The organism is Streptomyces sp. NPDC091279, assembly GCF_044757465.1.
Lineage (GTDB): Bacteria > Actinomycetota > Actinomycetes > Streptomycetales > Streptomycetaceae > Streptomyces.
In genome coordinates, this window is sequence record NZ_JBIVVA010000005.1 from 177,319 (window position 1) to 198,365 (window position 21,047).

The 21,047-nt window shown below is 70.1% G+C and carries 17 protein-coding genes and 5 tRNA genes; 9 read left to right on the plus strand and 13 right to left on the minus strand.

Features of this window, described 5'->3' with window-relative positions; genetic code table 11:
* Positions 1–181: 181 nt before the first annotated feature.
* The gene (leuD, locus tag ACIQOU_RS14235) at positions 182–775 is read right to left on the minus strand and encodes a 3-isopropylmalate dehydratase small subunit (RefSeq protein ID WP_401536947.1); all 594 of its coding nucleotides are present in this window, start codon (positions 773–775) and stop codon (positions 182–184) included.
* Between the two features lie 5 nt (positions 776–780).
* Positions 781–2,205, minus strand: coding sequence for a 3-isopropylmalate dehydratase large subunit (gene leuC / locus ACIQOU_RS14240; RefSeq protein WP_401536948.1), 1,425 nt, complete (start codon positions 2,203–2,205; stop codon positions 781–783).
* A gap of 343 nt (positions 2,206–2,548) precedes the next feature.
* Between leuC and ndgR the strand changes: the two genes are divergently transcribed.
* Complete coding sequence (gene ndgR, locus ACIQOU_RS14245) at positions 2,549–3,265, plus strand: IclR family transcriptional regulator NdgR (protein WP_390650102.1); 717 nt, start codon at positions 2,549–2,551, stop codon at positions 3,263–3,265.
* Between the two features lie 181 nt (positions 3,266–3,446).
* Here ndgR and ACIQOU_RS14250 read toward each other — a convergent pair.
* The 9 genes from ACIQOU_RS14250 to ACIQOU_RS14290 form a co-directional block, all read right to left on the minus strand.
* A tRNA-Glu gene (locus tag ACIQOU_RS14250) sits at positions 3,447–3,519 on the minus strand.
* 28 nt (positions 3,520–3,547) lie between these two features.
* Positions 3,548–3,619: transfer RNA gene (locus tag ACIQOU_RS14255), tRNA-Gln, on the minus strand.
* A gap of 20 nt (positions 3,620–3,639) precedes the next feature.
* Positions 3,640–3,712, minus strand: a tRNA-Glu gene (locus tag ACIQOU_RS14260).
* A gap of 62 nt (positions 3,713–3,774) precedes the next feature.
* Positions 3,775–3,847 (minus strand) — tRNA-Glu (locus ACIQOU_RS14265).
* A 40-nt stretch (positions 3,848–3,887) separates the two neighbouring features.
* Positions 3,888–3,959 (minus strand) — tRNA-Gln (locus ACIQOU_RS14270).
* A 92-nt stretch (positions 3,960–4,051) separates the two neighbouring features.
* The gene (locus tag ACIQOU_RS14275; RefSeq protein WP_401536950.1) at positions 4,052–4,783 is read right to left on the minus strand and encodes an HAD family hydrolase; all 732 of its coding nucleotides are present in this window, start codon (positions 4,781–4,783) and stop codon (positions 4,052–4,054) included.
* 80 nt (positions 4,784–4,863) lie between these two features.
* Positions 4,864–6,348, minus strand: coding sequence for a glutamate--tRNA ligase (gltX, locus tag ACIQOU_RS14280; RefSeq protein ID WP_401536951.1), 1,485 nt, complete (start codon positions 6,346–6,348; stop codon positions 4,864–4,866).
* A complete protein-coding gene (locus tag ACIQOU_RS14285; protein ID WP_401536952.1) occupies positions 6,341–7,126 on the minus strand; it encodes a fumarylacetoacetate hydrolase family protein in 786 nt (261 codons plus the stop codon). Before ACIQOU_RS14285 ends, gltX begins: the two co-directional genes overlap by 8 nt.
* A gap of 125 nt (positions 7,127–7,251) precedes the next feature.
* Positions 7,252–7,440, minus strand: coding sequence for a hypothetical protein (locus ACIQOU_RS14290; RefSeq protein ID WP_401536953.1), 189 nt, complete (start codon positions 7,438–7,440; stop codon positions 7,252–7,254).
* 605 nt (positions 7,441–8,045) lie between these two features.
* On the opposite strand from ACIQOU_RS14290, the gene ACIQOU_RS14295 reads away from it, so the two are divergent.
* The 8 genes from ACIQOU_RS14295 to ACIQOU_RS14330 all read left to right on the plus strand — a co-directional run bounded on the left by ACIQOU_RS14295 (position 8,046) and on the right by ACIQOU_RS14330 (position 18,956).
* Complete coding sequence (locus ACIQOU_RS14295) at positions 8,046–12,008, plus strand: nitrate- and nitrite sensing domain-containing protein (RefSeq protein WP_401536955.1); 3,963 nt, start codon at positions 8,046–8,048, stop codon at positions 12,006–12,008.
* A gap of 9 nt (positions 12,009–12,017) precedes the next feature.
* Positions 12,018–12,431: a roadblock/LC7 domain-containing protein gene (locus ACIQOU_RS14300; protein ID WP_003993189.1), complete on the plus strand. Its 414-nt coding sequence runs from the start codon at positions 12,018–12,020 to the stop codon at positions 12,429–12,431.
* A gap of 111 nt (positions 12,432–12,542) precedes the next feature.
* The gene (locus tag ACIQOU_RS14305; RefSeq protein WP_016432454.1) at positions 12,543–12,938 is read left to right on the plus strand and encodes a DUF742 domain-containing protein; all 396 of its coding nucleotides are present in this window, start codon (positions 12,543–12,545) and stop codon (positions 12,936–12,938) included.
* On the plus strand, positions 12,919–13,494 hold the full coding sequence (locus ACIQOU_RS14310) for an ATP/GTP-binding protein (RefSeq protein WP_015657619.1): 576 nt from the start codon (positions 12,919–12,921) through the stop codon (positions 13,492–13,494). The genes ACIQOU_RS14305 and ACIQOU_RS14310 overlap by 20 nt, the downstream gene beginning before the upstream one ends.
* Before the next feature lie 404 nt (positions 13,495–13,898).
* Positions 13,899–17,237 carry a nitrate- and nitrite sensing domain-containing protein gene (locus ACIQOU_RS14315; RefSeq protein WP_401536956.1) on the plus strand — a complete coding sequence of 1,113 codons (3,339 nt, stop codon included), beginning with the start codon at positions 13,899–13,901 and terminating at the stop codon, positions 17,235–17,237.
* Positions 17,238–17,247: 10 nt separating this feature from the next.
* Complete coding sequence (locus ACIQOU_RS14320) at positions 17,248–17,661, plus strand: roadblock/LC7 domain-containing protein (protein ID WP_362724269.1); 414 nt, start codon at positions 17,248–17,250, stop codon at positions 17,659–17,661.
* Positions 17,662–17,755: 94 nt separating this feature from the next.
* Positions 17,756–18,394, plus strand: coding sequence for a DUF742 domain-containing protein (locus ACIQOU_RS14325; protein ID WP_401536957.1), 639 nt, complete (start codon positions 17,756–17,758; stop codon positions 18,392–18,394).
* Positions 18,375–18,956, plus strand: coding sequence for an ATP/GTP-binding protein (locus ACIQOU_RS14330; protein WP_026248371.1), 582 nt, complete (start codon positions 18,375–18,377; stop codon positions 18,954–18,956). The genes ACIQOU_RS14325 and ACIQOU_RS14330 overlap by 20 nt, the downstream gene beginning before the upstream one ends.
* A 138-nt stretch (positions 18,957–19,094) precedes the next feature.
* Here the strand turns inward: ACIQOU_RS14330 and ACIQOU_RS14335 are convergent, their stop codons facing one another.
* The gene (locus tag ACIQOU_RS14335) at positions 19,095–19,292 is read right to left on the minus strand and encodes an acyl-CoA carboxylase subunit epsilon (protein WP_401536958.1); all 198 of its coding nucleotides are present in this window, start codon (positions 19,290–19,292) and stop codon (positions 19,095–19,097) included.
* 35 nt (positions 19,293–19,327) lie between these two features.
* Positions 19,328–20,911: an acyl-CoA carboxylase subunit beta gene (locus tag ACIQOU_RS14340; RefSeq protein WP_401536959.1), complete on the minus strand. Its 1,584-nt coding sequence runs from the start codon at positions 20,909–20,911 to the stop codon at positions 19,328–19,330.
* Between the last annotated feature and the right edge of the window lie 136 nt (positions 20,912–21,047).

The following is a 21,047-nucleotide window of genomic DNA, read 5'->3' on the forward strand; positions in this document are numbered from 1 at the left end:
AGTCTCGGACACATGCGTCGGCTACCCCGACAACAGCCCTTATAACGTGGGAAGTTGGGGACAAGCCCAGGTCCCGGCAGGGCCGTTCGGGTACAGACACGCCTGTACCCCCGATCGGGCTGATCGGGGGTACAGGAGGGGGTCGTGGTGGCCGAATCGCGCAGTGCGTCGGCCGGGTGGATCAGAGCTGGACCGTCTGCGGCTTGTGCGCGGGGCGCTTGGCCTCGTAGGCCGCGATGTCGGCTTCGTTGCTCAGCGTGATGGAGATGTCGTCGAGCCCGTTGAGGAGGCGCCAGCGGGCGTTCTCGTCGAGTTCGAAGGCCGCGGTGATGCCTTCGGCACGCACCTCACGGGCCTGGAGGTCGACGGTGATCTCGGCGGTGGGGTCCTGCTCGGTCAGCTCCTGGAGCGCGTTCACGGTCTGCTGGTCGAGAACGACGGTGAGCAGGCCGTTCTTCAGCGAGTTGCCGCGGAAGATGTCGGCGAAGCGGGACGAGATGACCGTTTTGAAGCCGAAGTTCTGGAGGGCCCAGACGGCGTGTTCACGGGAGGAGCCGGTGCCGAAGTCGGGGCCCGCGACCAGGACCGTCGCACCCTGCCGCTCGGGGCGGTTGAGGACGAACTCGGGGTCTTTGCGCCAGGCCTCGAACAGACCGTCCTCGAACCCGTCCCTGGTGACCTTCTTGAGCCAGTGAGCAGGGATGATCTGGTCGGTGTCGACGTTGGAGCGGCGCAGCGGGACGGCCCGGCCGGTGTGCGTGGTGAATGCTTCCATGGCTCTCAGACTCCAGCGGGCACGGGGGCGTCGGACAGATCGGCGGGTGAGGCGAGGTGGCCGAGGACGGCGGTGGCGGCGGCGACCTGCGGCGACACCAGGTGGGTGCGGCCGCCCTTGCCCTGCCTGCCCTCGAAGTTGCGGTTGGAGGTGGACGCGGAGCGCTCACCGGGGGCCAGCTGGTCGGGGTTCATGCCCAGACACATCGAGCAGCCGGCGTGGCGCCATTCGGCACCGGCGTCCTTGAAGACCTTGTCCAGGCCCTCGGAGACGGCCTGGAGACCGACCCGGACGGAGCCGGGGACGACCAGCATCCGTACGCCGTCGGCGACTTTGCGGCCCTCGACGATCGCGGCGGCGGCGCGCAGGTCCTCGATGCGGCCGTTGGTGCAGGAACCTACGAAGACGGTGTCGACGTTGATGGCGCGCAGCGGCTGGCCGGCCTCCAACCCCATGTATTCCAGGGCCTTTTCGGCGGCGAGGCGCTCCGATGCGTCTTCGTAGGAGGCCGGGTCGGGGACGACGGCCGAAAGCGGCGCACCCTGGCCGGGGTTGGTGCCCCAGGTGACGAACGGCGACAGCGCGGCGGCGTCGATGACGACCTCGGCGTCGAACTCGGCGTCGTCGTCGGTGCGCAGCGTCTTCCAGTAGGCGACGGCCTCGTCCCAGTCGGCGCCCTGGGGGGCGTGGACGCGGCCCTTGAGGTAGGCGAAGGTGGTCTCGTCGGGGGCGATCATGCCCGCGCGGGCACCGGCCTCGATGGACATGTTGCAGATGGTCATGCGGGCTTCCATCGAGAGTTTCTCGATGGCGGAACCCCGGTATTCGAGGATGTAGCCCTGGCCGCCGCCGGTGCCGATCTTCGTGATGATGGCGAGGATGAGGTCCTTGGCGGTGACGCCGTCGGGCAGTTCACCGTCGACCGTGATGGCCATGGTCTTCGGGCGGGCCAGCGGCAGCGTCTGGGTGGCGAGGACGTGCTCGACCTGGGAGGTGCCGATGCCGAACGCCAGCGCGCCGAACGCGCCGTGCGTGGAGGTGTGGGAGTCGCCGCAGACGACGGTGGTGCCGGGCTGGGTCAGCCCGAGCTGCGGGCCCACCACGTGCACGACGCCCTGCTCGACGTCGCCCAGCGGGTGCAGGCGCACCCCGAACTCCGCGCAGTTCTTGCGCAGCGTCTCCAGCTGGGCCCGGGAGACCGGGTCCGCGATGGGCTTGTCGATGTCGAGGGTCGGGGTGTTGTGGTCCTCGGTCGCGATGGTGAGGTCGAGGCGGCGGACCGTGCGGCCGTTCTGCCGCAGACCGTCGAAGGCCTGCGGGCTGGTCACCTCGTGCAGGAGGTGCAGATCGATGAAGAGAAGGTCGGGCTCGCCCTCGGCGCGCCGGACCACATGGTCCTCCCAGACCTTCTCCGCGAGTGTCCTACCCATCGCTTTCCCTCCGGCCGACCACCGTGCGTCGGCACAACTAGAGACCTTGGAGACGGCGCCCGCGCCCCCGTGTCCGGGCACCCGCCGCCAGGCCCGTTGCTCCACGGGCCGCTGTGCTACCAGGGTTGCGCGTCTCACGGAAAAATGAACGCGCGTTTCACAGAGTGAGACGCACATATCGTTTCATGGACAACGGTCGCGGCGTGGGCGTCCCGGAGAAGGAGGCCTGTTCCGGGCGGCTCGGGGCCCGGAGACGCGACCCTCGCCGGGTGGCGGGCGAGGGTGGTGGGCCTCACGGAAAAATGAACTTGCGTTTCACAGAGTGAGACGCGAGTATCGTTTCATGGACAACAGTAGCGGCGTGGGCGTTCTGGACAAGGCGGCCCTTGTCCTGAGCGCCCTGGAGTCCGGACCCGCCACCCTCGCCGGGTTGGTCGCGGCCACCGGACTGGCACGACCCACGGCCCATCGACTGGCCGTGGCCCTGGAGCACCACCGCATGGTGGCACGTGACATGCAGGGACGTTTCATCCTCGGCCCCCGCCTGGCGGAGCTGGCGGCGGCGGCCGGTGAGGACCGTCTGCTGGCGACGGCGGGCCCGGTGCTGACGCATCTGCGGGACGTGACGGGCGAGAGCGCGCAGCTCTACCGCCGCCAGGGCGAGATGCGGATCTGCGTGGCTGCGGCGGAGCGCCTGTCGGGCCTGCGGGACACGGTCCCGGTCGGCTCCACGCTCACCATGAAGGCCGGTTCCTCCGCACAGATCCTGATGGCCTGGGAGGAGCCCGAGCGGCTGCACCGGGGCCTCCAGGGGGCCCGCTTCACGGCGACGGCCCTGTCGGGCGTACGGCGCCGTGGCTGGGCCCAGTCCATCGGTGAGCGGGAGCCGGGCGTCGCCTCGGTCTCCGCGCCGGTGCGCGGCCCCTCCAACCGCGTGGTGGCCGCCGTTTCCGTGTCGGGTCCGATCGAGCGGCTGACCCGGCATCCCGGCCGGATGCACGCCCAGGCTGTCATCGACGCGGCCGGCCGGCTCTCCGAGGCCCTGCGCCGCACGGGCTGACCCGCACCCCGCGAGGAGGAGCCGGCCTCAACGCCGCGGCAGGCTCTCTCCGCACCGCCCGACCGACGTGTCGAACTCCCGGCGCTCCACGGCCGGTTGACCGATGAGACGGTCGAACGGCTCCGAGTGGGCCGGAGCATGAAGAAGGCCCCCCACCGAAGTGGAGGGCCTTTCCCTCGTGTACCCCCGACCGGATTCGAACCGGCGCTACCGCCTTGAGAGGGCGGCGTGCTAGGCCGCTACACAACGGGGGCCTGCATCGTGCGTTTCCGCAGATCAGAGCTGGTCTACCAGGACTCGAACCTAGAATGACGGTACCAGAAACCGTAGTGTTGCCAATTACACCATAGACCAAGGTGGTTCAACTCAAACCGTACCCCCGACCGGATTCGAACCGGCGCTACCGCCTTGAGAGGGCGGCGTGCTAGGCCGCTACACAACGGGGGCCCTAGCGATCCTGCATGAGAGGCAGCGGGTGCGACCCGGACTGCCTTCCTGGGAAGGATCTGTACCCCCGACCGGATTCGAACCGGCGCTACTGCCTTGAGAGGGCAGCGTGCTAGGCCGCTACACAACGGGGGCTTCGCGGATGTGATCCGCTGGTGCAGATGAGCTCTGCGAGCTGGCCTACCTGGACTCGAACCAAGACTAACTGAACCAGAATCAGTCGTGCTGCCAATTACACCATAGGCCACTGGAACGCAAGCCCCTGGGGGGATTTTGTTCTAGTTTCACTCCTCCGGTTCCCGGCCTTTCGGCCCGCTCCCCGGCGACGCAGGAAGAACATTACCCGAAGGTGGACGGGGCTCCAAAACGGGTATCGGCGCCGAGGAGCACGGGGAGTTCGGCGAGCGTGGCGATGCGGTGGGGCCCCTCCGGTGCCGCGCCGGCGCCGTACACACCGCCCCGGTCGATCCACACGGACAGCAGTCCGGCGTCGGCGGCCCCGCGTCCGTCGATCTCGGGGTGGTCACCGACGTAGGCCACCTCGTGCGGGGCGAGGCCCAGGGCGTCGCAGGCCGTGCGGAAGGCCGCCGCCTGTGGTTTGGAGACGCCGAGTTCGGCGGCGCAGAGAATGACCTCGAAGCGGTCGTGGACGCCGAGGCGACGGAGTTTGCGGTCCTGCACGGTGAGGCTGGAGTTGGACAGGACCGCGTGCCGGTGACTGCCGGCGAGGGCGTCCAGGGCGGGCAGCACGTCGGGGAAGAGGGCCCAGCCCGCCTCGTAGTGGGCCAGATAGCGCCCGAACCAGTCGTCGGCCTCCGCGTCGGTCAGCTCCCGTTCGGTGAACTCCCGGACCCGGTCCCGCCGTTGGGCCTCGAAGGTGACCTCTCCCGCGGCGAACCTGGCCCACTGGCGGTCGGTGATCGCGCGCCAGTGGGTGAGGGCCCGCTCGGGGGTGCCGAAGCGGGTCAGGAGGCCCTCCGCGGCGAGGTGCGCCCGCATGCCCTCACGGTCGGCTGTCGTGTAGTCGAAGAGAGTGTCGTCGACGTCCCAGACCACGGCTTGGATCACCATGGGACCGACGGTACCCGGCGGGGTACGGCGAAGGGGCGGCATCCGGTCGCCCGGGTGCCGCCCCTTCGGGTGCGCGGGTGCTACGCGGCGAGCTTCGCCAGGGCCGCGTCGATGCGGGCCAGCGTCTTCTCCTTGCCCAGGATCTCCAGGGACTCGAAGAGCGGCAGGCCGATCGTGCGGCCGGTGACGGCGACGCGGACCGGGGCCTGCGCCTTGCCGAGCTTGAGGCCGTGGGCCTCACCGGCGGTCAGGACGGCCTCCTTGAGGGACTCGGCGGAGGTCCAGTCGGCCGCCTCCAGCTTCTCGCGGGCCGTGCGGAGCAGGGCGTCGGAGCCCTCCTTCATGGCCTTCGTCCAGGACGCCTCGTCCTCGACCGGCTCGGCGCGGAACAGGAAGTCGACGTTGTCCGTGATCTCGGAGAGGACCTTGACGCGGGTCTGCGCGTGCGGGGCGACGGCCTGCCACTTGGCCTCGTCGAAGTCCTCCGGCGCCCAGTTCGCGAACGGCGCCTGGAGCCAGGGGCGGCAGCGCTCGGTGAAGTCCTTCACGTCGAGCAGCCGGATGTGGTCGGCGTTGATCGCCTCGCACTTCTTCAGGTCGAAGCGGGCCGGGTTGGGGTTCACGTCGGCGATGTCGAAGGCCGCGACCATCTCGTCGAGCGTGAAGATGTCCTGGTCGGCGGAGAGCGACCAGCCCAGCAGGGAGAGGTAGTTGAGCAGGCCCTCGGGCAGGAAGCCGCGCTCGCGGTAGAGGTTGAGCGAGGCCTGCGGGTCGCGCTTGGAGAGCTTCTTGTTGCCCTCGCCCATCACGTACGGCAGGTGCCCGAAGGCCGGGATCTGCTGGGCGATGCCCAGGTCGATCAGCGCCTTGTACAGGGCGATCTGGCGCGGGGTGGAGGAGAGCAGATCCTCGCCGCGCAGGACGTGGGTGATCTCCATCAGGGCGTCGTCGACCGGGTTGACCAGCGTGTACAGCGGGGCGCCGTTGGCGCGGACGATGCCGTAGTCCGGGACGTTCTCCGGCGTGAAGGTCAGCTCGCCGCGGACCAGGTCGGTGAAGACGATCGGCTCGTCGGGCATCCGGAAGCGGACGATCGGCGTGCGGCCCTCGGCGCGGTAGGCCTCGGTCTGCTCGGCGCTCAGGTCGCGGCAGTGGCCGTCGTAGCCGGAGGGCTTGCCTGCGGCGCGGGCGGCGTCGCGGCGGGCGTCCAACTCCTCGGTGGAGCAGTAGCAGTGGTAGGCGTGCCCGGCGGCCAGGAGCTTGGCGGCGACGTCCTGGTAGAGGTCCATCCGCTGCGACTGGCGGTAGGGGGCGTGCGGGCCGCCGACCTCGGGGCCCTCGTCCCAGTCGAAGCCGAGCCAGCGCAGCGCGTCGAGGAGCTGGGTGTAGGACTCCTCCGAGTCGCGGGCCGCGTCGGTGTCCTCGATCCGGAAGACCAAGGTGCCCTGGTGGTGCTTGGCGAACGCCCAGTTGAACAGGGCGGTGCGGACCAGGCCCACGTGCGGGTTACCGGTGGGGGACGGGCAGAAACGGACACGGACTGCTGGGGCGGATGCGCTAGCCACGCTTGACAACCTTGTTGGTGAGAGTGCCGATGCCTTCGATGGTGACGGCGACCTCGTCGCCGACGTTCAGGGGTCCGACCCCGGCCGGGGTGCCGGTGAGGATCACGTCGCCGGGGAGCAGCGTCATGGCCTCGGAGACGTTGACGATCAGGTCCTCGATGGAGTGGATCATCTCGCTCGTGCGGCCGAGCTGGCGTTGTTCGCCGTTGACGGTGAGCTGGACGGTGAGGTCGCTCGCGGTCGCGAGGTCGAGGTCCGTCTCGACCCAGGGGCCGAGCGGGCAGGAGGTGTCGAAGCCCTTGGCGCGGGCCCACTGCTTCTCGCGGCGCTGGACGTCACGGGCGGTGACGTCGTTGGCGCAGGTGAAGCCGAGGATGACGTCCTGGACCCGGTCGCGGGGGACCTCGCGGCACATCCGGCCGATGACGACGGCGAGTTCGGCCTCGTGGTGCAGTTCCTCGGAGAACGGCGGGTACTGGATGGCGTCGCCGGGGCCGATCACCGAGGTGGACGGCTTGAAGAAGGCGAACGGCGCGTCCGGCACGTCGTTGCCCAGCTCCCGGGCGTGTTCGGCGTAGTTGCGGCCGAAGGCGACGACCTTGTTGGGGAGCACCGGCGGCAGCAGCCTGACCTTGCTCAGCGGGACCTTCGTGCCGGAGAGCTCGAAGTCCGCGAACGGGATGCCCTTGATGATGTCGAGGACGAGTTCGTCCGGCTTGTCGCCCTGGACCGCGCCGAAGGCGACGTTCCCGTCGATGGAGAACCTGGCGATGCGCACGGGATGCTTGCGCCCCTCACTGAGCTGGCTGGAGTCTGACGCTCCAGGCTAGCGCGGCGGGGGCCGGCGGCGCCGGTGCCGGATGGCCGGACGATCAGCCTCCCGGCCCGTACGGGTGCGGCGTCTTATTCGGCGACGGCCTGCTGGGGCGGGAGTTCCATGAGGATGGTGCGGCGCGGGTTGGCGGTCTGGGTCGGCAGGTCGACGGAGTGCTCCGGGGCCTCGGGGGCCTGCGGGACGGCGGCGCCGTCGAGGTGAACGAGCGTCGTGCGCCGGGGGTTGGCGGTGGGGCGGAACATCGTCGTCGTCTTCACGGTTGTACTGCCTGTCCTGTGCGCGGGCGTCCGGCGGGGGCCCAAGGGCCTCGCGCGCGGGCGCGGTTGTCAATGTGTCACGTCTTGTAAACCGTCAGGTTAAACATGCGATTCCCCGACCGACTCGTGAAGAGTCCGTGATCAGCGTGTGAGTTTGCTCACCACTAGGGGAATGAATCGGTCAATCCCGACCTACAACCCACCCCAACGAAACGGACATTGGCCACCTGAAGCCCTCATTCCGCTCCTGATCATCGCGACTGGGACACCCCTGGAGCCCTGCCCGTTCGCGGAGTTGATCCCGTTTTGGGCGAGATCACTTTCTACGTCAGGTGACCCGACCCTCACAAGGTGTCACCTCCGTCACGCTCTGGCCCACGGGCCTTGTTGGAGATCCTGCACTGTGCTGGAATTCCACGGACCGCCGCGGGTATCGAGCCGTCGCACAGGGGGGCCACGGAGGACGCCGGCAGCGGCGAGATGAGGGGAGCCAGCGCCGGTCACTCACGACCGACGAGGGGGCGTGTTCAGGACGCTCCCTACAACGCCGACACCGTGTCCTTCCGCAGTGCGGAGGGGCGCCTGGTCCAGAGGTTGCGACGCTAGTGCAGGGACGTTTCAAGAGGGATGGCAGCGCTTCGGCGGAGCCGGAGCTGCGCGACGGGACTGGTCCCATGGCCGGCAGCTCCTCGCCCCAGCACGCCCAGAACCAGGGCCGGACCCCGTCGGGCGACGGCGGTGACCGCCCTGGACGCCCCGGCGCGAAAGCATCTTCCGGCTCCCCGGCCCCCGCTGCCAAGCAGGCCAAACCAGCCAAGGGCGCGAACACCTCGGGCTCGGCCCTCGCGCTGCGCAACTGGCGCATCTCCACGCGTCTGGTGGCGCTGCTCGCGCTCCCCGTGGTCGCCGCCACCTCGCTGGGCGCCCTGCGCATCAGCGACAACATGGACGACATCCAGCAGCTCGACAACATGAAGCTGCTGACGGACATGACCAAGCAGGCCACCGAGCTGGCCGCCGCGCTCCAGGAGGAGCGCGACCAGTCAGCCGGCCCGCTGGCGCACGGTTCCAAGGCGAACGACTACACGGTCAAGGGCTACCGCGAGAAGTCGGACCGGGCCACCCAGAACTTCATCGACGCCGCCGAGGAGATCGACACCTCCAGCAAGGACGGCAACCTCCAGGGCGTCCGGGAGAGCCTGGTCGGCGTGGTCAGCGACCTCGACCAGCTGGCGAAGATACGCAACACGGCCTACGAGGCCAAGGGGAACTCGACCCAGACTGTCGAGGCCTACCACCGCCTCATCACCCACCTCCTGGACCTCTCCCAGGACATGGCCGAGGCGACCAGCAACCCGGAGATGATCCAGCGCACCCGCGCCCTGGCCTCCTTCTCCTCCGCCAAGGAGTACGCGTCGATGCAGCGCGCGGTCCTCGCCGCCGCGCTCCCCGCGAACAACACCAGCTTCGGCGACCTCTCGGACAACGACCGCCTGTACGCCCAGTCGGCGTTGCAGAGCCAGTCCTCCGAGCTGCGCAGCTTCAAGAGCATCTACGGCTCCGAACAGGCCGCGGCCCTCCTCAAGCCCATCGAGGAGAACAACGCGACCATCAAGGCCACGGACACCTACGCGTCCCGCGCCCTGGCCAGCAAGGACGGCCTGAACGACCTCCAGAAGCGGTCGTACCAGGACTGGGTGGACGACAGCTCCACCAAGATCGACCAGATGAAGAAGATCGAGCACTCGCTCCTGGAGGACATGGAGCAGAAGGCGCGCGAGCTGCGCAGCGCCACCGAGCAGGACGCCATCATCTCCGGTGCGCTGATCCTGCTCGTGCTCGGCGTCTCCCTGGTCGGCGCCTTCGTCATCGCCCGGTCCATGATCCGCTCGCTGCGCCGGCTCCAGGAGACCGCCAACAAGGTCGCCCAGGAACGCCTGCCCGAGCTGGTCAAGCAGCTCTCCGAGTCCGACCCGCAGGACGTCGACACCTCCGTCGAGTCGGTCGGTGTGCACTCCCGGGACGAGATCGGCCAGGTGGCCGCGGCCTTCGACGACGTGCACCGCGAGGCGGTCCGGCTCGCCGCCGAACAGGCCCTGCTGCGGGGCAACGTCAACGCGATGTTCACCAACCTCTCGCGCCGCTCCCAGGGCCTCATCCAGCGTCAGCTGTCGCTCATCTCCGAACTGGAGTCCCGCGAGGCCGACCCGGACCAGCTCTCCTCGCTCTTCAAGCTCGACCACCTCGCCACCCGTATGCGCCGCAACGGCGAGAACCTCCTCGTCCTCGCCGGTGAGGAGCCCGGCCGCCGCTGGACCCGCCCGGTCCCGCTGGTCGACGTGCTCCGTGCCGCCGCCTCCGAGGTGGAGCAGTACGAGCGCATCGAGCTGGCCTCGGTGCCCACCACCGAGGTCGCCGGACGCGTCGTCAACGACCTCGTGCACCTCCTCGCCGAGCTGCTGGAGAACGCCACGTCGTTCTCCTCCCCGCAGACCAAGGTCAAGGTCACCGGCCACGCGCTGCCCGACGGCCGGGTCCTGATCGAGATCCACGACACCGGCATCGGCCTCTCCCCCGAGGACCTCGCGGCGATCAACGAACGGCTCGCCGCGCCGCCCACCGTGGACGTCTCCGTCTCCCGCCGCATGGGTCTGTTCGTGGTCGGCCGCCTCTCGCAGCGCCACGGCATCCGCATCCAGCTGCGCCCCTCCGACTCCGGCGGCACGACCGCGCTGGTCATGCTGCCCGTCGATGTCGCCCAGGGCGGCCGCAAGCCGCAGCCCAAGCAGGGCGGGCAGAGCGGTCCCACGGGGGGTGGTCCGGCCGCCGCGCAGGCCGCCGCCGGTGCCGCGGCCGCCCGTCGCCAGGCCCAGCAGCAGGCCGGTGCCCTCGGCTCCGGTGCCCCCGCCGGGGGGCTGCTCGGGGCCGGTCAGGGTCCGCGAGCCGCACTGCCCGGCGCGGGCGGCGGCAACGGCCGTCCCGGCGGCCCGGGTGCGCCCGGTGGCCCGCGTGGTCCGCAAGGCCCTCAGTCGCCCCAGGCCCCCCAGGCACCTCACTCTTCGCAGTCCCCCGCCCTTCCGCCCCGTGGTGGTCGGCCCGCTCCGGCCGGTGCCGGGTTCGGCGCGCAGGCCCCGGGTGCCCCGCAGGGCATGCGGGCGGCCGGTACCGGTGGCGTCCAGGACGCCTTCGGCAACCGGGGCCCGGTGCCCCCGCAGCAGAACGGCGCCCAGAACCAGGGCGGCTCCGCCGAGCAGCCGGGCGGCGGCCGTCGCCGGCGTCAGCCGCAGCTGCCGGGCCGCGGTGGTCCGCGCGCCGAGCTGCCGGGCGGCGCCCCGCAGCAGCCCCGGACGCCGAGCTGGAGCGACGAGAACGCCCAGCCGCCCGTGCCGCGTTCCGCGCTCGACACCCCGCGCGGCCATGACGAGCAGGACGCCGCGCAGACCTCCCGGCTGCCCCGGGTCGACGACCGGCAGGGACCGGCCGCGACCGCGGAGATACCGGCGATCACCGGCTTCGACGACCACCAGGGCCCGGCCGCCACCGCGCAGTTCCCGCGCCCCGACTTCGGTGCCCCGGCGCAGGGCGCCAACTCCCCGCAGGCGCCTGGCCAGTTCCAGCGCCCGGACTTCGGCGCCCCGCAGCAGGGCGGCGGCGACGGCCAGAACTCCGGCCAGGACTCAGGGCCGTTCGTCCGCTCGGACGTGTTCGGCGCCCCCACCGGCAACCGCACCGACCCGGCGAACCCGAACAACCCCGCCAACACCGGTCAATTCGCGCGTCCGCAGGGCTACGACAACGGCTCCACCGGCCAGTTCTCGGTGCCGAGTTACGACAACGGCACCGGCACGACCGGGCACTTCGCCCTGTCGGAGCGCCAACAGAGCCGCGACAACGGGCAGTTCGAGCGCCCGCAGGCCGACGACAGCCTCGGCGGCGCCGACTTCGGTGCCCCGTTGCCGCCGGTCCCGCAGCGCCCCCAGCGGCCCGTCCGCCAGGAGCCGGAGGCGCTGCCGCCGGCCCCCGGTCCGGGCGACGGCCGTACCCCGCTGTACGACACCCTGGAGACCAACTGGTTCCACGGCGCCGGACAGCAGGAGCAGCCGGAGCAGCAGCAGCCCCCGCAGCCGCCTCAGCCTCAGCCTCAGCCTCAGCAGAACGGCAACGGCAACGGCAACGGTCCGAGCGACCTCGGCCCGGCCCCCGTTCCGCCCGCTCCCCCGTCGCAGGCTCCGGCCTCGGCCCCTTCCACGTCCGCACCTCAGCGGGCCGCCGCTTCCTGGCGCACCTCCCCGAACGACGACCTCGTCCGGCAGGCGGAGCGTGTGCGGCAGCCCGCCGCGGGCGGTGTCACCACCTCCGGCCTGCCGCGCCGGGTGCCCCGGGCGAACCTCGTACCGGGCACGGCTCAGCAGCAACAGCACCAAGCTGGTCCGCAGGTCTCGCGTTCGCCTGATGAGGTTCGCGGCCGGCTGACCAATCTCCGTCGGGGCATCGCGCAGGGTCGACAGGCCGGCAACGGCCCGCAGACCGGCAGCTTCCCGAGCCCCACTCACCAGCAGGAGCGTTAGTTGAGCCAGATGAGCCAAGCGGCACAGAACCTCAACTGGTTGATCACCAACTTCGTGGACAACACCCCCGGGGTGTCCCACACCGTCGTCGTGTCCGCCGACGGACTTCTTCTGGCGATGTCGGAAGGCTTCCCGCGGGACCGCGCGGACCAGCTCGCGGCCGTCGCGTCCGGTCTCACCTCGTTGACGGCCGGGGCCTCCCGGATCTTCGAGGGAGGCAGCGTCGCGCAGACGGTCGTCGAGATGGAACGCGGCTTTCTCTTCCTGATGTCCGTCTCGGACGGCTCGTCCCTGGCCGTGCTCGCGCACCCCGAGTGCGACATCGGCCTGGTCGGCTACGAGATGGCGCTCCTGGTCGACCGCGCGGGGGCCGTCCTCACGCCCGACCTGCGCGCCGAACTCCAGGGAAGTCTGCTGCACTGACCGGCCCCGGCACCACCCGTCTCACCACATCACCGTCCGGCCGCCACAAACCCCCCACCGGCCACGTCAGACGGCTTGACCGACCGACTTGCTGTCCCGCCCGGAGGATTCATGACCCCGCCCACCGCCTCTCATGATCCGTACGCGGAGCCGTACGAGGATGAGGGCGACCAGCCGCTGGTACGTCCGTACGCGATGACCGGCGGCCGGACCCGGCCGCGCTATCAGCTCGCCATCGAGGCCCTGATCAGCACCACGGCCGACCCGGCAGCGCTCATGGGGCTGCTCCCTGAGCACCAGCGCATCTGCCACCTCTGCCGTGAGGTGAAGTCGGTCGCCGAGGTATCGGCGCTCCTGGCCATGCCGCTGGGTGTGGCCCGGATTCTCGTCGCGGACCTGGCCGAGGCCGGGCTCGTCGCCATCCACCAGCCGGGCGGCGACGAGACCACGGGCGCGCCGGACGTGACACTGCTCGAAAGGGTGCTCAGTGGACTTCGCAAGCTCTGACGGAGGCCGGGCCACCACCTCCGCGAAGATCGTGGTGGCGGGCGGCTTCGGCGTCGGCAAGACCACGTTCGTGGGCGCCGTGTCGGAGATCAACCCGCTGCGTACGGAGGCCGTGATGACGTCCGCCAGCGCGGGCATCGACGACCTCACCCACACCGGGGACAAGACCACCACCACGGTGGCCATGGACTTCGGCCGGATCACCCTGGACCAGGACCTGATCCTGTACCTCTTCGGTACGCCGGGGCAGGATCGTTTCTGGTTCATGTGGGACGACCTGGTGCGCGGTGCGATCGGCGCCGTGGTGCTGGTCGACACCCGGCGGCTCGCGGACTGTTTCCCCGCGGTCGACTACTTCGAGAACAGCGGGCTGCCGTTCGTCGTCGCCCTCAACGGCTTCGACGGGCATCAGCCGTACGCGCCCGAGGAGGTGCGGGAGGCCTTGCAGATCGGGCCCGACACCCCCATCATCACCACGGACGCCCGGCACCGGTCCGACGCCAAGAGCGCGCTGATCACGCTGGTCGAACACGCGCTGATGGCCCGCTTGCGGTAGGCAATACCCAAGTCAGCAGTGCTATACGGCAGTTGTCGTAGACGCCCCGGAAACCGGCTGTGGCCTTTGACACGGTCGGCCCCGGCGTTCATAACGTTTCGGCAGAGGAATCGGCACCCGTCCGCACGCGTCGCGTTCGGCTGGTGCCGCTGTGCGATGGCAGGCCCCGTCTTTTGGCGGGGCTCGCTCTTTATGACCGTTTTACGTGAGGCCTGCATCACAGCGTGTGATCGCCTCGCAGTGTTTGGAAGAGCGCAGGTCGTCGTGCTGGAATGCCTGAACTGCCCAATAGTCAATGACGTACTCACCAGTACATACGTCAGCGCACGCGTACGTGAAGGCAGACCGGGCTTGAGAGACTGCGGCACAACGTTGGTGCCGACCGCCGAGAGGTTGTTGGTCGAGTGAGGCGAAGCAAGAACGGTCCCGAGCCGTCGGCCCGGGGCAACTTCACCCCGCCGCCGCGCGCAGGGGCGCCCGCCCAGGTGTCCGGTGCCGAACCGACGGGCACGCCCGCGTCGGACGGCGGACGCTTCTCCCCCCGCAACTGGCGGGTGCCGACCCGGCTGAACGCCATTCTGCTCATACCCGTGCTGGTCGGCCTGGTCATGGGCGGCTTCCAGGTGAAGAGCTCCATCGACACCTGGCAGAACGCCGAGGACGCCCAGAAGACGGCCCGGCTGGTCCGCGCCTCCCTCACCTACGGCGACGCCCTCTACAACGAGCGCGACATCACCGCGGCCCCCCTGCTGAAGGGCTCGTCGCAGACGGCCGCCGACAAGAAGACCGTCACCGCCGCCCGCGCCCAGACCGACAAGGCCGCCGCCGCCTTCGACGAGGCCGCGCAGAACATGCCGGCCACCGCGGGCCTGGAACGGCGCCTCAAACTCTTCCGGGACGTGGAGCCCACCCTCACCGCACTGCGGCAGGGCGCGTACACCTCCAAGCTGCCCGGCGTACAGACCGAGGAGGGCTACCTCTCGGTCGCCCACCCGCTGATGGAGTTCGCCAACGAACTGGGCCTCGGCACCGGCAACATCACCAGCTACGGCCGGACCGTCTACGCGATCTCGCTGAGCGCGGCCGCGGTCTCCCTGGACCGCTCCATCGGCATGCACCTGCTGATCGGCCCGGGCCCCGACGCCAAGAACCTCGCCAAGCAGCGCGTCGCCCTCACCTCCTACGCCTACCTCGAAGGCATCGCCGTCGAGGAGTACATCGGCGGCGGCACCGAGGCCGACGCGCAGAAACTGACCCAGGCCCAGGCGCAGGTCAAGACGGACGGCGCCGCGCTGGCCAAGCAGGCCGCCGAGGAGGCCACGGCCAAGGGCGAGTCGTATGTGCCGCCGCCGTCCGACCCCACCGACATGGTCAGCGCCCTCGGCACGCTCCAGAGCACCGACACCGCCGAGCGCGCCACGCTGGCCCAGCAGGGCATCACCGCGCAGAACTGGTGGGCGGTCAACACGCTGAAGTACAACGCCTACCGCCAGATCGAGATGGACCTGGCCGACAAGGCGGTGACCGAGGCCTCCGACATCGCCTCCGACGCCCAGCGGGACGCCATCATCACCGGTGCCGCCGTGGTCGTCGCGCTGCTCCTGGCGTTCATCCTGGCCGGTGCGGTCGCCCGGCAGATGAGCCGCTCGATGCGCCAGTTGCGCAACGCGGCCTTCGGGATCGCCGAACAGCGGCTGCCGATGCTGGTCGACCAGCTCTCCCGCACCGACCCCGGCCGGGTCGACACCCGGGTCGCGCCCATCCCGATCCACACCAAGGACGAGATCGGCGAGGTCGCCCGCGCCTTCGACCAGGTGCACCGCGAGGCGGTCCGGCTCGCCTCCGAGCAGGCGCTGCTGCGGGGCAACATCAACGCGATCTTCACCAACCTCTCGCGCCGCAACCAGTCGTTGATCGAGGGCCAGTTGACCCTGATCACCGGTCTGGAGAACAACGAGGCCGACCCGGACCAGCTGGAGAACCTCTTCCGCCTGGACCACCTCGCGACCCGGATGCGCCGCAACGGCGAGAACCTCCTCGTCCTCGCGGGCGAGGAGCCCGGCCGCCGCTGGGACCAGCCGGTCCCGCTGGTCGACGTGTTGCGCGCCGCCTCCTCCGAGGTGGAGCAGTACGAGCGCATCGAGCTGTCCGGCGTCCCGGAGGCCGAGATCCACGGCCGGGCCGTGACCGACCTCGTGCACCTGCTGGCCGAGCTGCTGGAGAACGCCACCACGTTCTCCTCCCCGCAGACCAAGGTCCGGGTCACCGCGACCCGGCTGCCCGACGGCCGCGTGATGATCGAGATCCACGACAAGGGCATCGGCCTGACCGCCGAGGACTTCGCGGACATCAACCACAAGCTGGCCAACCCGCCGACCGTGGACGCCGCGATCTCCCAGCGCATGGGTCTGTTCGTGGTCGGCAGGCTCTCCGACCGGCACGGCATCCGGGTCCAGCTGCGCCCCTCGGGCGAGCAGGCCGGCACGACCTCGCTCGTCATGCTCCCGGACGCGATCACGCACGGCGGCAGCGGCGGCGAACAGAGCCTGAACGCCGACGAGTTCACCGTCTCGCAGATCATCCCGGAGCGGAACGCCCCGGCGCTGGGCGAGAGTTTCACCGGCCAGCCGCCGCTGCGCACGGCCGCCGAACTCGGCTTCGACGACAGCCAGTACACCGAGATCCCGGACGACATCCGGGAGTTGGACCCGGTGGGCCGTTCCCTGATGCGCGAGGAGCGACGGGCGACCCTGGAGAACCAGACGCACGGCGAGCAGGACGGTTCCGGGCAGCCGCAGGAGAACGGCTCGTTCGGCGCCGACGGCTTCGAGGCGCCCGGCACCTACGACGAGAGCCAGGGCGGCTACCGGACCGGCGGCTTCACGGCGCCGCAGGGCTACGACCAGGCCCCGGCGGCCTACGAGGAGCCCCAGCAGACCCCGCAGCCGTCCTACGAGGACCCGTACTACCCGCAGAACCCGCAGAGCCCGCACGGCGCCCCGCCGCCCAGCGACCCGTACGCCACCGGCGGCTACCCGCAGCCCGGCTATCCGGAACCGTCGCAGGACGACCACGGCCGGGCGCACCCGACAGCGCAGGACGCCTTCTCGCCGTTCGAGCAGAGCGCCTATCAGGACGACTGGCCCCAGCAGGACAGTTACAGCAACGGCTACGGCTCCGAGTACGCCCCGCAAGCGGAACCCACGCAGGGCGCTCACCCGGGTGAGCGGGCCACCGGCGGCTTCGACCGGCAGGGGCCCGCTCCCGCCGCGCCGCTGGACATGACCAACGCCGGGCTCCCGCGCCGCGGTCCGGGCGTGAACGGCACCAACGGCGCCCGGCACACCGGCCAGGACGCCCCGGCACAGCCCGTGCAGCCCGCCCAGCCGGCGCAGCCCGCGCCGAGCGGCAACGGCGGCCCGAACGGCGACGGCGGCCTCTGGCAGTCGGCGAACGACGAGCGCTGGCAGCAGGCCTCACAGCTCCGCAAGCCCAAGGCGGGCGGGGTCACCTCCTCCGGACTGCCGCGGCGGGTGCCCAAGGCCAATCTGGTCGAGGGGGCCGCCGAGACCACCACCCAGGGGGGCCCGCAGATCTCCCGCGCTCCGGAGGACATCCGGGGCAGGTTGAGCAACCTGCGCCAGGGCGTCCAGCGCGGACGCAGCGCAGGCACCGATAAGAACGGCCAGGCCACTGGGAATCAGCACAGTGGTCCTGACAGCACCTACGACCAGGAGCGTTAGTGTGAGCCCGATGAGCCAGGCGGCGCAGAACCTGAACTGGTTGATCACCAACTTCGTGGACAACACCCCGGGGGTGTCCCACACCGTGGTGGTCTCCGCCGACGGCCTCCTGCTGGCGATGTCCGAAGGGTTTCCGCGCGACCGTGCCGATCAGCTCGCGGCGGTCGCCTCCGGTCTGACGTCACTGACCGCTGGTGCTTCGCGCATCTTCGAAGGCGGTAGCGTGAACCAGACCGTTGTGGAGATGGAGCGGGGATTCCTGTTCATCATGTCCATCTCCGACGGTTCGTCGCTCGCCGTTCTCGCACACCCGGAGGCCGACATCGGTCTGATTGGGTACGAGATGGCCCTTCTCGTCGACCGCGCGGGCACGGTTCTGACCCCGGATCTCCGCCAGGAGCTCCAGGGGAGCCTTCTCAACTAACAGACAGACGGTGCGTTTTCACGTCCCGTGGCCGTAAGGTTTCGAAACGCGGCTCCACAGGTTTGGGTGCCCGGCACAGTCGGAGGAGGAGAAAGTGGCAACACCACCAGGCGGTTCGAATACGGGCAACTGGTCGTACGGCCCTGCCCAGGGGCAGGGCGACGGCTCCCAGAACCCGAACCGTTACAACTTCCCCTCCGCGCCGAGCCACCGGCGCGAGCAGCAGTACCCGCCGCAGGCCCCGCACACTCCCCAGGGTCCGGGTCCGCAGGGGCCAGGTCCGCAGGGGCCGGGGCCCTCCCCGTACGACCAGCCGCCGGCGCCGCGCATCCAGCCGGTGCAGCCGCAGCGACGCGCCCCCGAGCCCACGCCCGCGGGGTCGTCGATGAACAACAACCCCCTGGTGCGCCCGTACGCCATGACCGGCGGCCGGACGCGCCCCCGCTACCAGCTCGCCATCGAGGCGCTGGTGCACACCACCGCGCAACCGCACCAGATGCAGGGCCAGTTGCCCGAGCATCAGCGGATCTGCCATCTGTGCCGCGAGATCAAGTCGGTGGCCGAGATCTCGGCCCTGCTGACCATCCCTCTCGGCGTGGCCAGGATTCTCGTCGCCGACTTGGCGGAGGCGGGCCTGGTCGCCATCCATCAGCCCGGCGGCGACGAGACCGCCGGCGGCCAGCCAGACGTGACACTGCTCGAAAGGGTGCTCAGTGGACTTCGCAAGCTCTAGCGGCGGTCCTTCCCGCTCCACCACCTCCGCGAAAATCGTGGTGGCGGGCGGCTTCGGCGTGGGTAAGACCACGTTCGTCGGTGCTGTCTCGGAGATCAACCCGCTGCGCACAGAGGCCGTCATGACGTCCGCTTCGGCGGGCATCGACGACCTCACCCACACCGGAGACAAGACGACCACGACGGTCGCCATGGACTTCGGCCGCATCACCCTGGACCAGGACCTGATCCTGTACCTCTTCGGTACGCCGGGTCAGGACCGCTTCTGGTTCATGTGGGACGACCTGGTGCGCGGCGCGATCGGCGCGATCGTCCTCGTGGACACCCGGCGCCTCGCGGACTGCTTCCCCGCGGTCGACTACTTCGAGAACAGCGGCCTCCCCTTCGTCATCGCCCTCAACGGCTTCGACGGCAACCAGCCGTACAACCCCGACGAGGTCCGCGAGGCCCTCCAGATCGGCCCCGACACCCCGATCATCACGACGGACGCCCGCCACCGCGCGGACGCCAAGTCCGCGCTGATCACGCTCGTCGAGCACGCCCTGATGGCGCGCCTGCGATAACCGCCGTTCCCAGTTCTGCACAAGGGGCCTCTTCCCACGGAAGGGGCCCCTCAGTCATTCCCCGCCGGCAGACGACGCACGTCGCCCCCGCCCTCCCAACGGGAGAGCGGGGGCGATGAAAAGTCGCTGCGATGGGCCTCAGTGCCAGCTGTGGGGGGCCCTGAAGCCGCCCTCGCGGTCCAGGCGGCGCCAGCCTGCCTTCGCTCGGCCCCGGCCCCGGACCGGCTCCGTGACGGCCGGCTGGGACGCCGCGCGGGCCAGGAGGACCGCCGTGATCGCGGCGACTTCCTCGGGGTCGGCGAGGCCCTTCTCGACGCGGATGTCAGGAGTGTTCATGGGTGTCATTCTCCGTGAGAGAGGTTTCCGCAGGATTACTGCGGGGGGTTGCCGTGCTTACGGGACGGCAGGTCGGCGTGCTTGCTCTGGAGCATGGCGAGGGAGCGGATGAGGACTTCACGGGTCTCGGCGGGGTCGATGACGTCGTCGACCAGGCCGCGTTCGGCCGCGTAGTAGGGGTGCATCAGCTCGGACTTGTACTCCTTGACCATGCGGGAGCGCATGGCCTCGGGGTCGCCCGCCTCGGCGATCTGCCGGCGGAAGATGACGTTGGCGGCACCTTCGGCGCCCATGACGGCGATCTCGTTCGTCGGCCACGCGTAGGTGAGGTCGGCACCGATGGACTGGCTGTCCATGACGATGTAGGCCCCGCCGTACGCCTTCCTGAGAATCAGCGAGATCCTCGGCACGGTCGCGTTGCAGTAGGCGTAGAGCAGCTTCGCGCCGTGACGGATGATTCCGCCGTGCTCCTGGTCGACCCCGGGCAGGAACCCCGGGACGTCCAGGAAGGTGACGATCGGGATATTGAAAGCGTCACACATCTGGACGAAGCGCGCAGCTTTTTCGCTCGCCTCGATGTCCAGGACCCCGGCGAGGGTCTGCGGCTGGTTGGCAACGATGCCGACGACCTGGCCGTCCAGGCGGCCCAGCGCGCAGATGATGTTGCGGGCCCAGCGCTCGTGGACCTCCAGGTAGTCGCCGTCGTCGACGATCTCCTCGATGACCTTGGTCATGTCGTACGGGCGGTTGCCGTCGGCGGGGACCAGGTCGAGGAGGGCGTCGCCGCGCCGGTCGGCGGGGTCGGAGGCCTCGGCGGTGGGCGGGTTCTCGCGGTTGTTCTGCGGGAGCAGCGAGAGCAGGTAGCGGACCTCGGCGATGCAGGTCTCTTCGTCGTCGTAGGCGAAGTGGCAGACGCCGGAGGTCTCGGCGTGGACGTCGGCGCCGCCGAGGCCGTTCTGGGTGATCTCCTCGCCGGTGACGGCCTTGACGACGTCGGGTCCGGTGATGAACATCTGCGAGGTCTCGCGGACCATGAACACGAAGTCGGTCAGCGCGGGGCTGTAGGCCGCGCCGCCCGCGCACGGGCCCAGCATCACGGAGATCTGCGGGATGACCCCGGAGGCCTTGGTGTTGCGCTGGAAGATGCCGCCGTACCCGGCGAGGGCGGAGACGCCCTCCTGGATGCGGGCGCCGGCGCCGTCGTTGAGGGAGACCAGCGGGGCACCGGCCGCGATGGCCATGTCCATGATCTTGTGGATCTTCGTGGCGTGGGCCTCGCCCAGCGCGCCGCCGAAGATCCGGAAGTCGTGGGCGTAGACGAAGACCGTGCGGCCCTCCACCGTGCCCCAGCCGGTGATCACACCGTCGGTGTACGGCTTCTTCGACTCCAGGCCGAAGCCCTGCGCGCGGTGCCGGCGCAGCTGCTCGACCTCCTGGAAGGAGTCCGGGTCGAGGAGCAGCTCGATCCGCTCGCGTGCGGTCAGCTTGCCCTTGGCGTGCTGCGCCTCGGTCGCCTTCTCGCTCGGTCCGGCCAGCGCCCGGGCACGGATCTCGTGCAGCTCGGCCACTCGTCCGCGCGCGTCCGACGGCTCACCCGGTGCATCGTCCAAAACGGTCATGTAGCGACCTTACGAAGGACACCCGGGAAAGCGAGACGTCGACTCCGTACAGTCTCCGGCCCGTTTTCCTGGTACCCCTGAACAGAACCGTCACCGCATGCAGCCCTTCCGACTGCTCAGAGGGCGTCCCGGTTGT

Excerpts from the sequence above, each read along its gene's own strand:
- leuD (WP_401536947.1), bottom strand. The coding sequence starts at position 775 with ATGGAAGCATTCACCACGCACACCGGCCGGGCCGTCCCGCTGCGCCGC.
- leuC (WP_401536948.1), bottom strand. The coding sequence starts at position 2,205 with ATGGGTAGGACACTCGCGGAGAAGGTCTGGGAGGACCATGTGGTCCGG.
- ndgR (WP_390650102.1), top strand. The coding sequence starts at position 2,549 with ATGGACAACAGTAGCGGCGTGGGCGTTCTGGACAAGGCGGCCCTTGTC.
- ACIQOU_RS14275 (WP_401536950.1), bottom strand. The coding sequence starts at position 4,783 with ATGGTGATCCAAGCCGTGGTCTGGGACGTCGACGACACTCTCTTCGAC.
- ACIQOU_RS14300 (WP_003993189.1), top strand. The coding sequence starts at position 12,018 with ATGAGCCAAGCGGCACAGAACCTCAACTGGTTGATCACCAACTTCGTG.
- ACIQOU_RS14305 (WP_016432454.1), top strand. The coding sequence starts at position 12,543 with ATGACCCCGCCCACCGCCTCTCATGATCCGTACGCGGAGCCGTACGAG.
- ACIQOU_RS14320 (WP_362724269.1), top strand. The coding sequence starts at position 17,248 with ATGAGCCAGGCGGCGCAGAACCTGAACTGGTTGATCACCAACTTCGTG.
- ACIQOU_RS14335 (WP_401536958.1), bottom strand. The coding sequence starts at position 19,292 with ATGAACACTCCTGACATCCGCGTCGAGAAGGGCCTCGCCGACCCCGAG.
- ACIQOU_RS14340 (WP_401536959.1), bottom strand. The coding sequence starts at position 20,911 with ATGACCGTTTTGGACGATGCACCGGGTGAGCCGTCGGACGCGCGCGGA.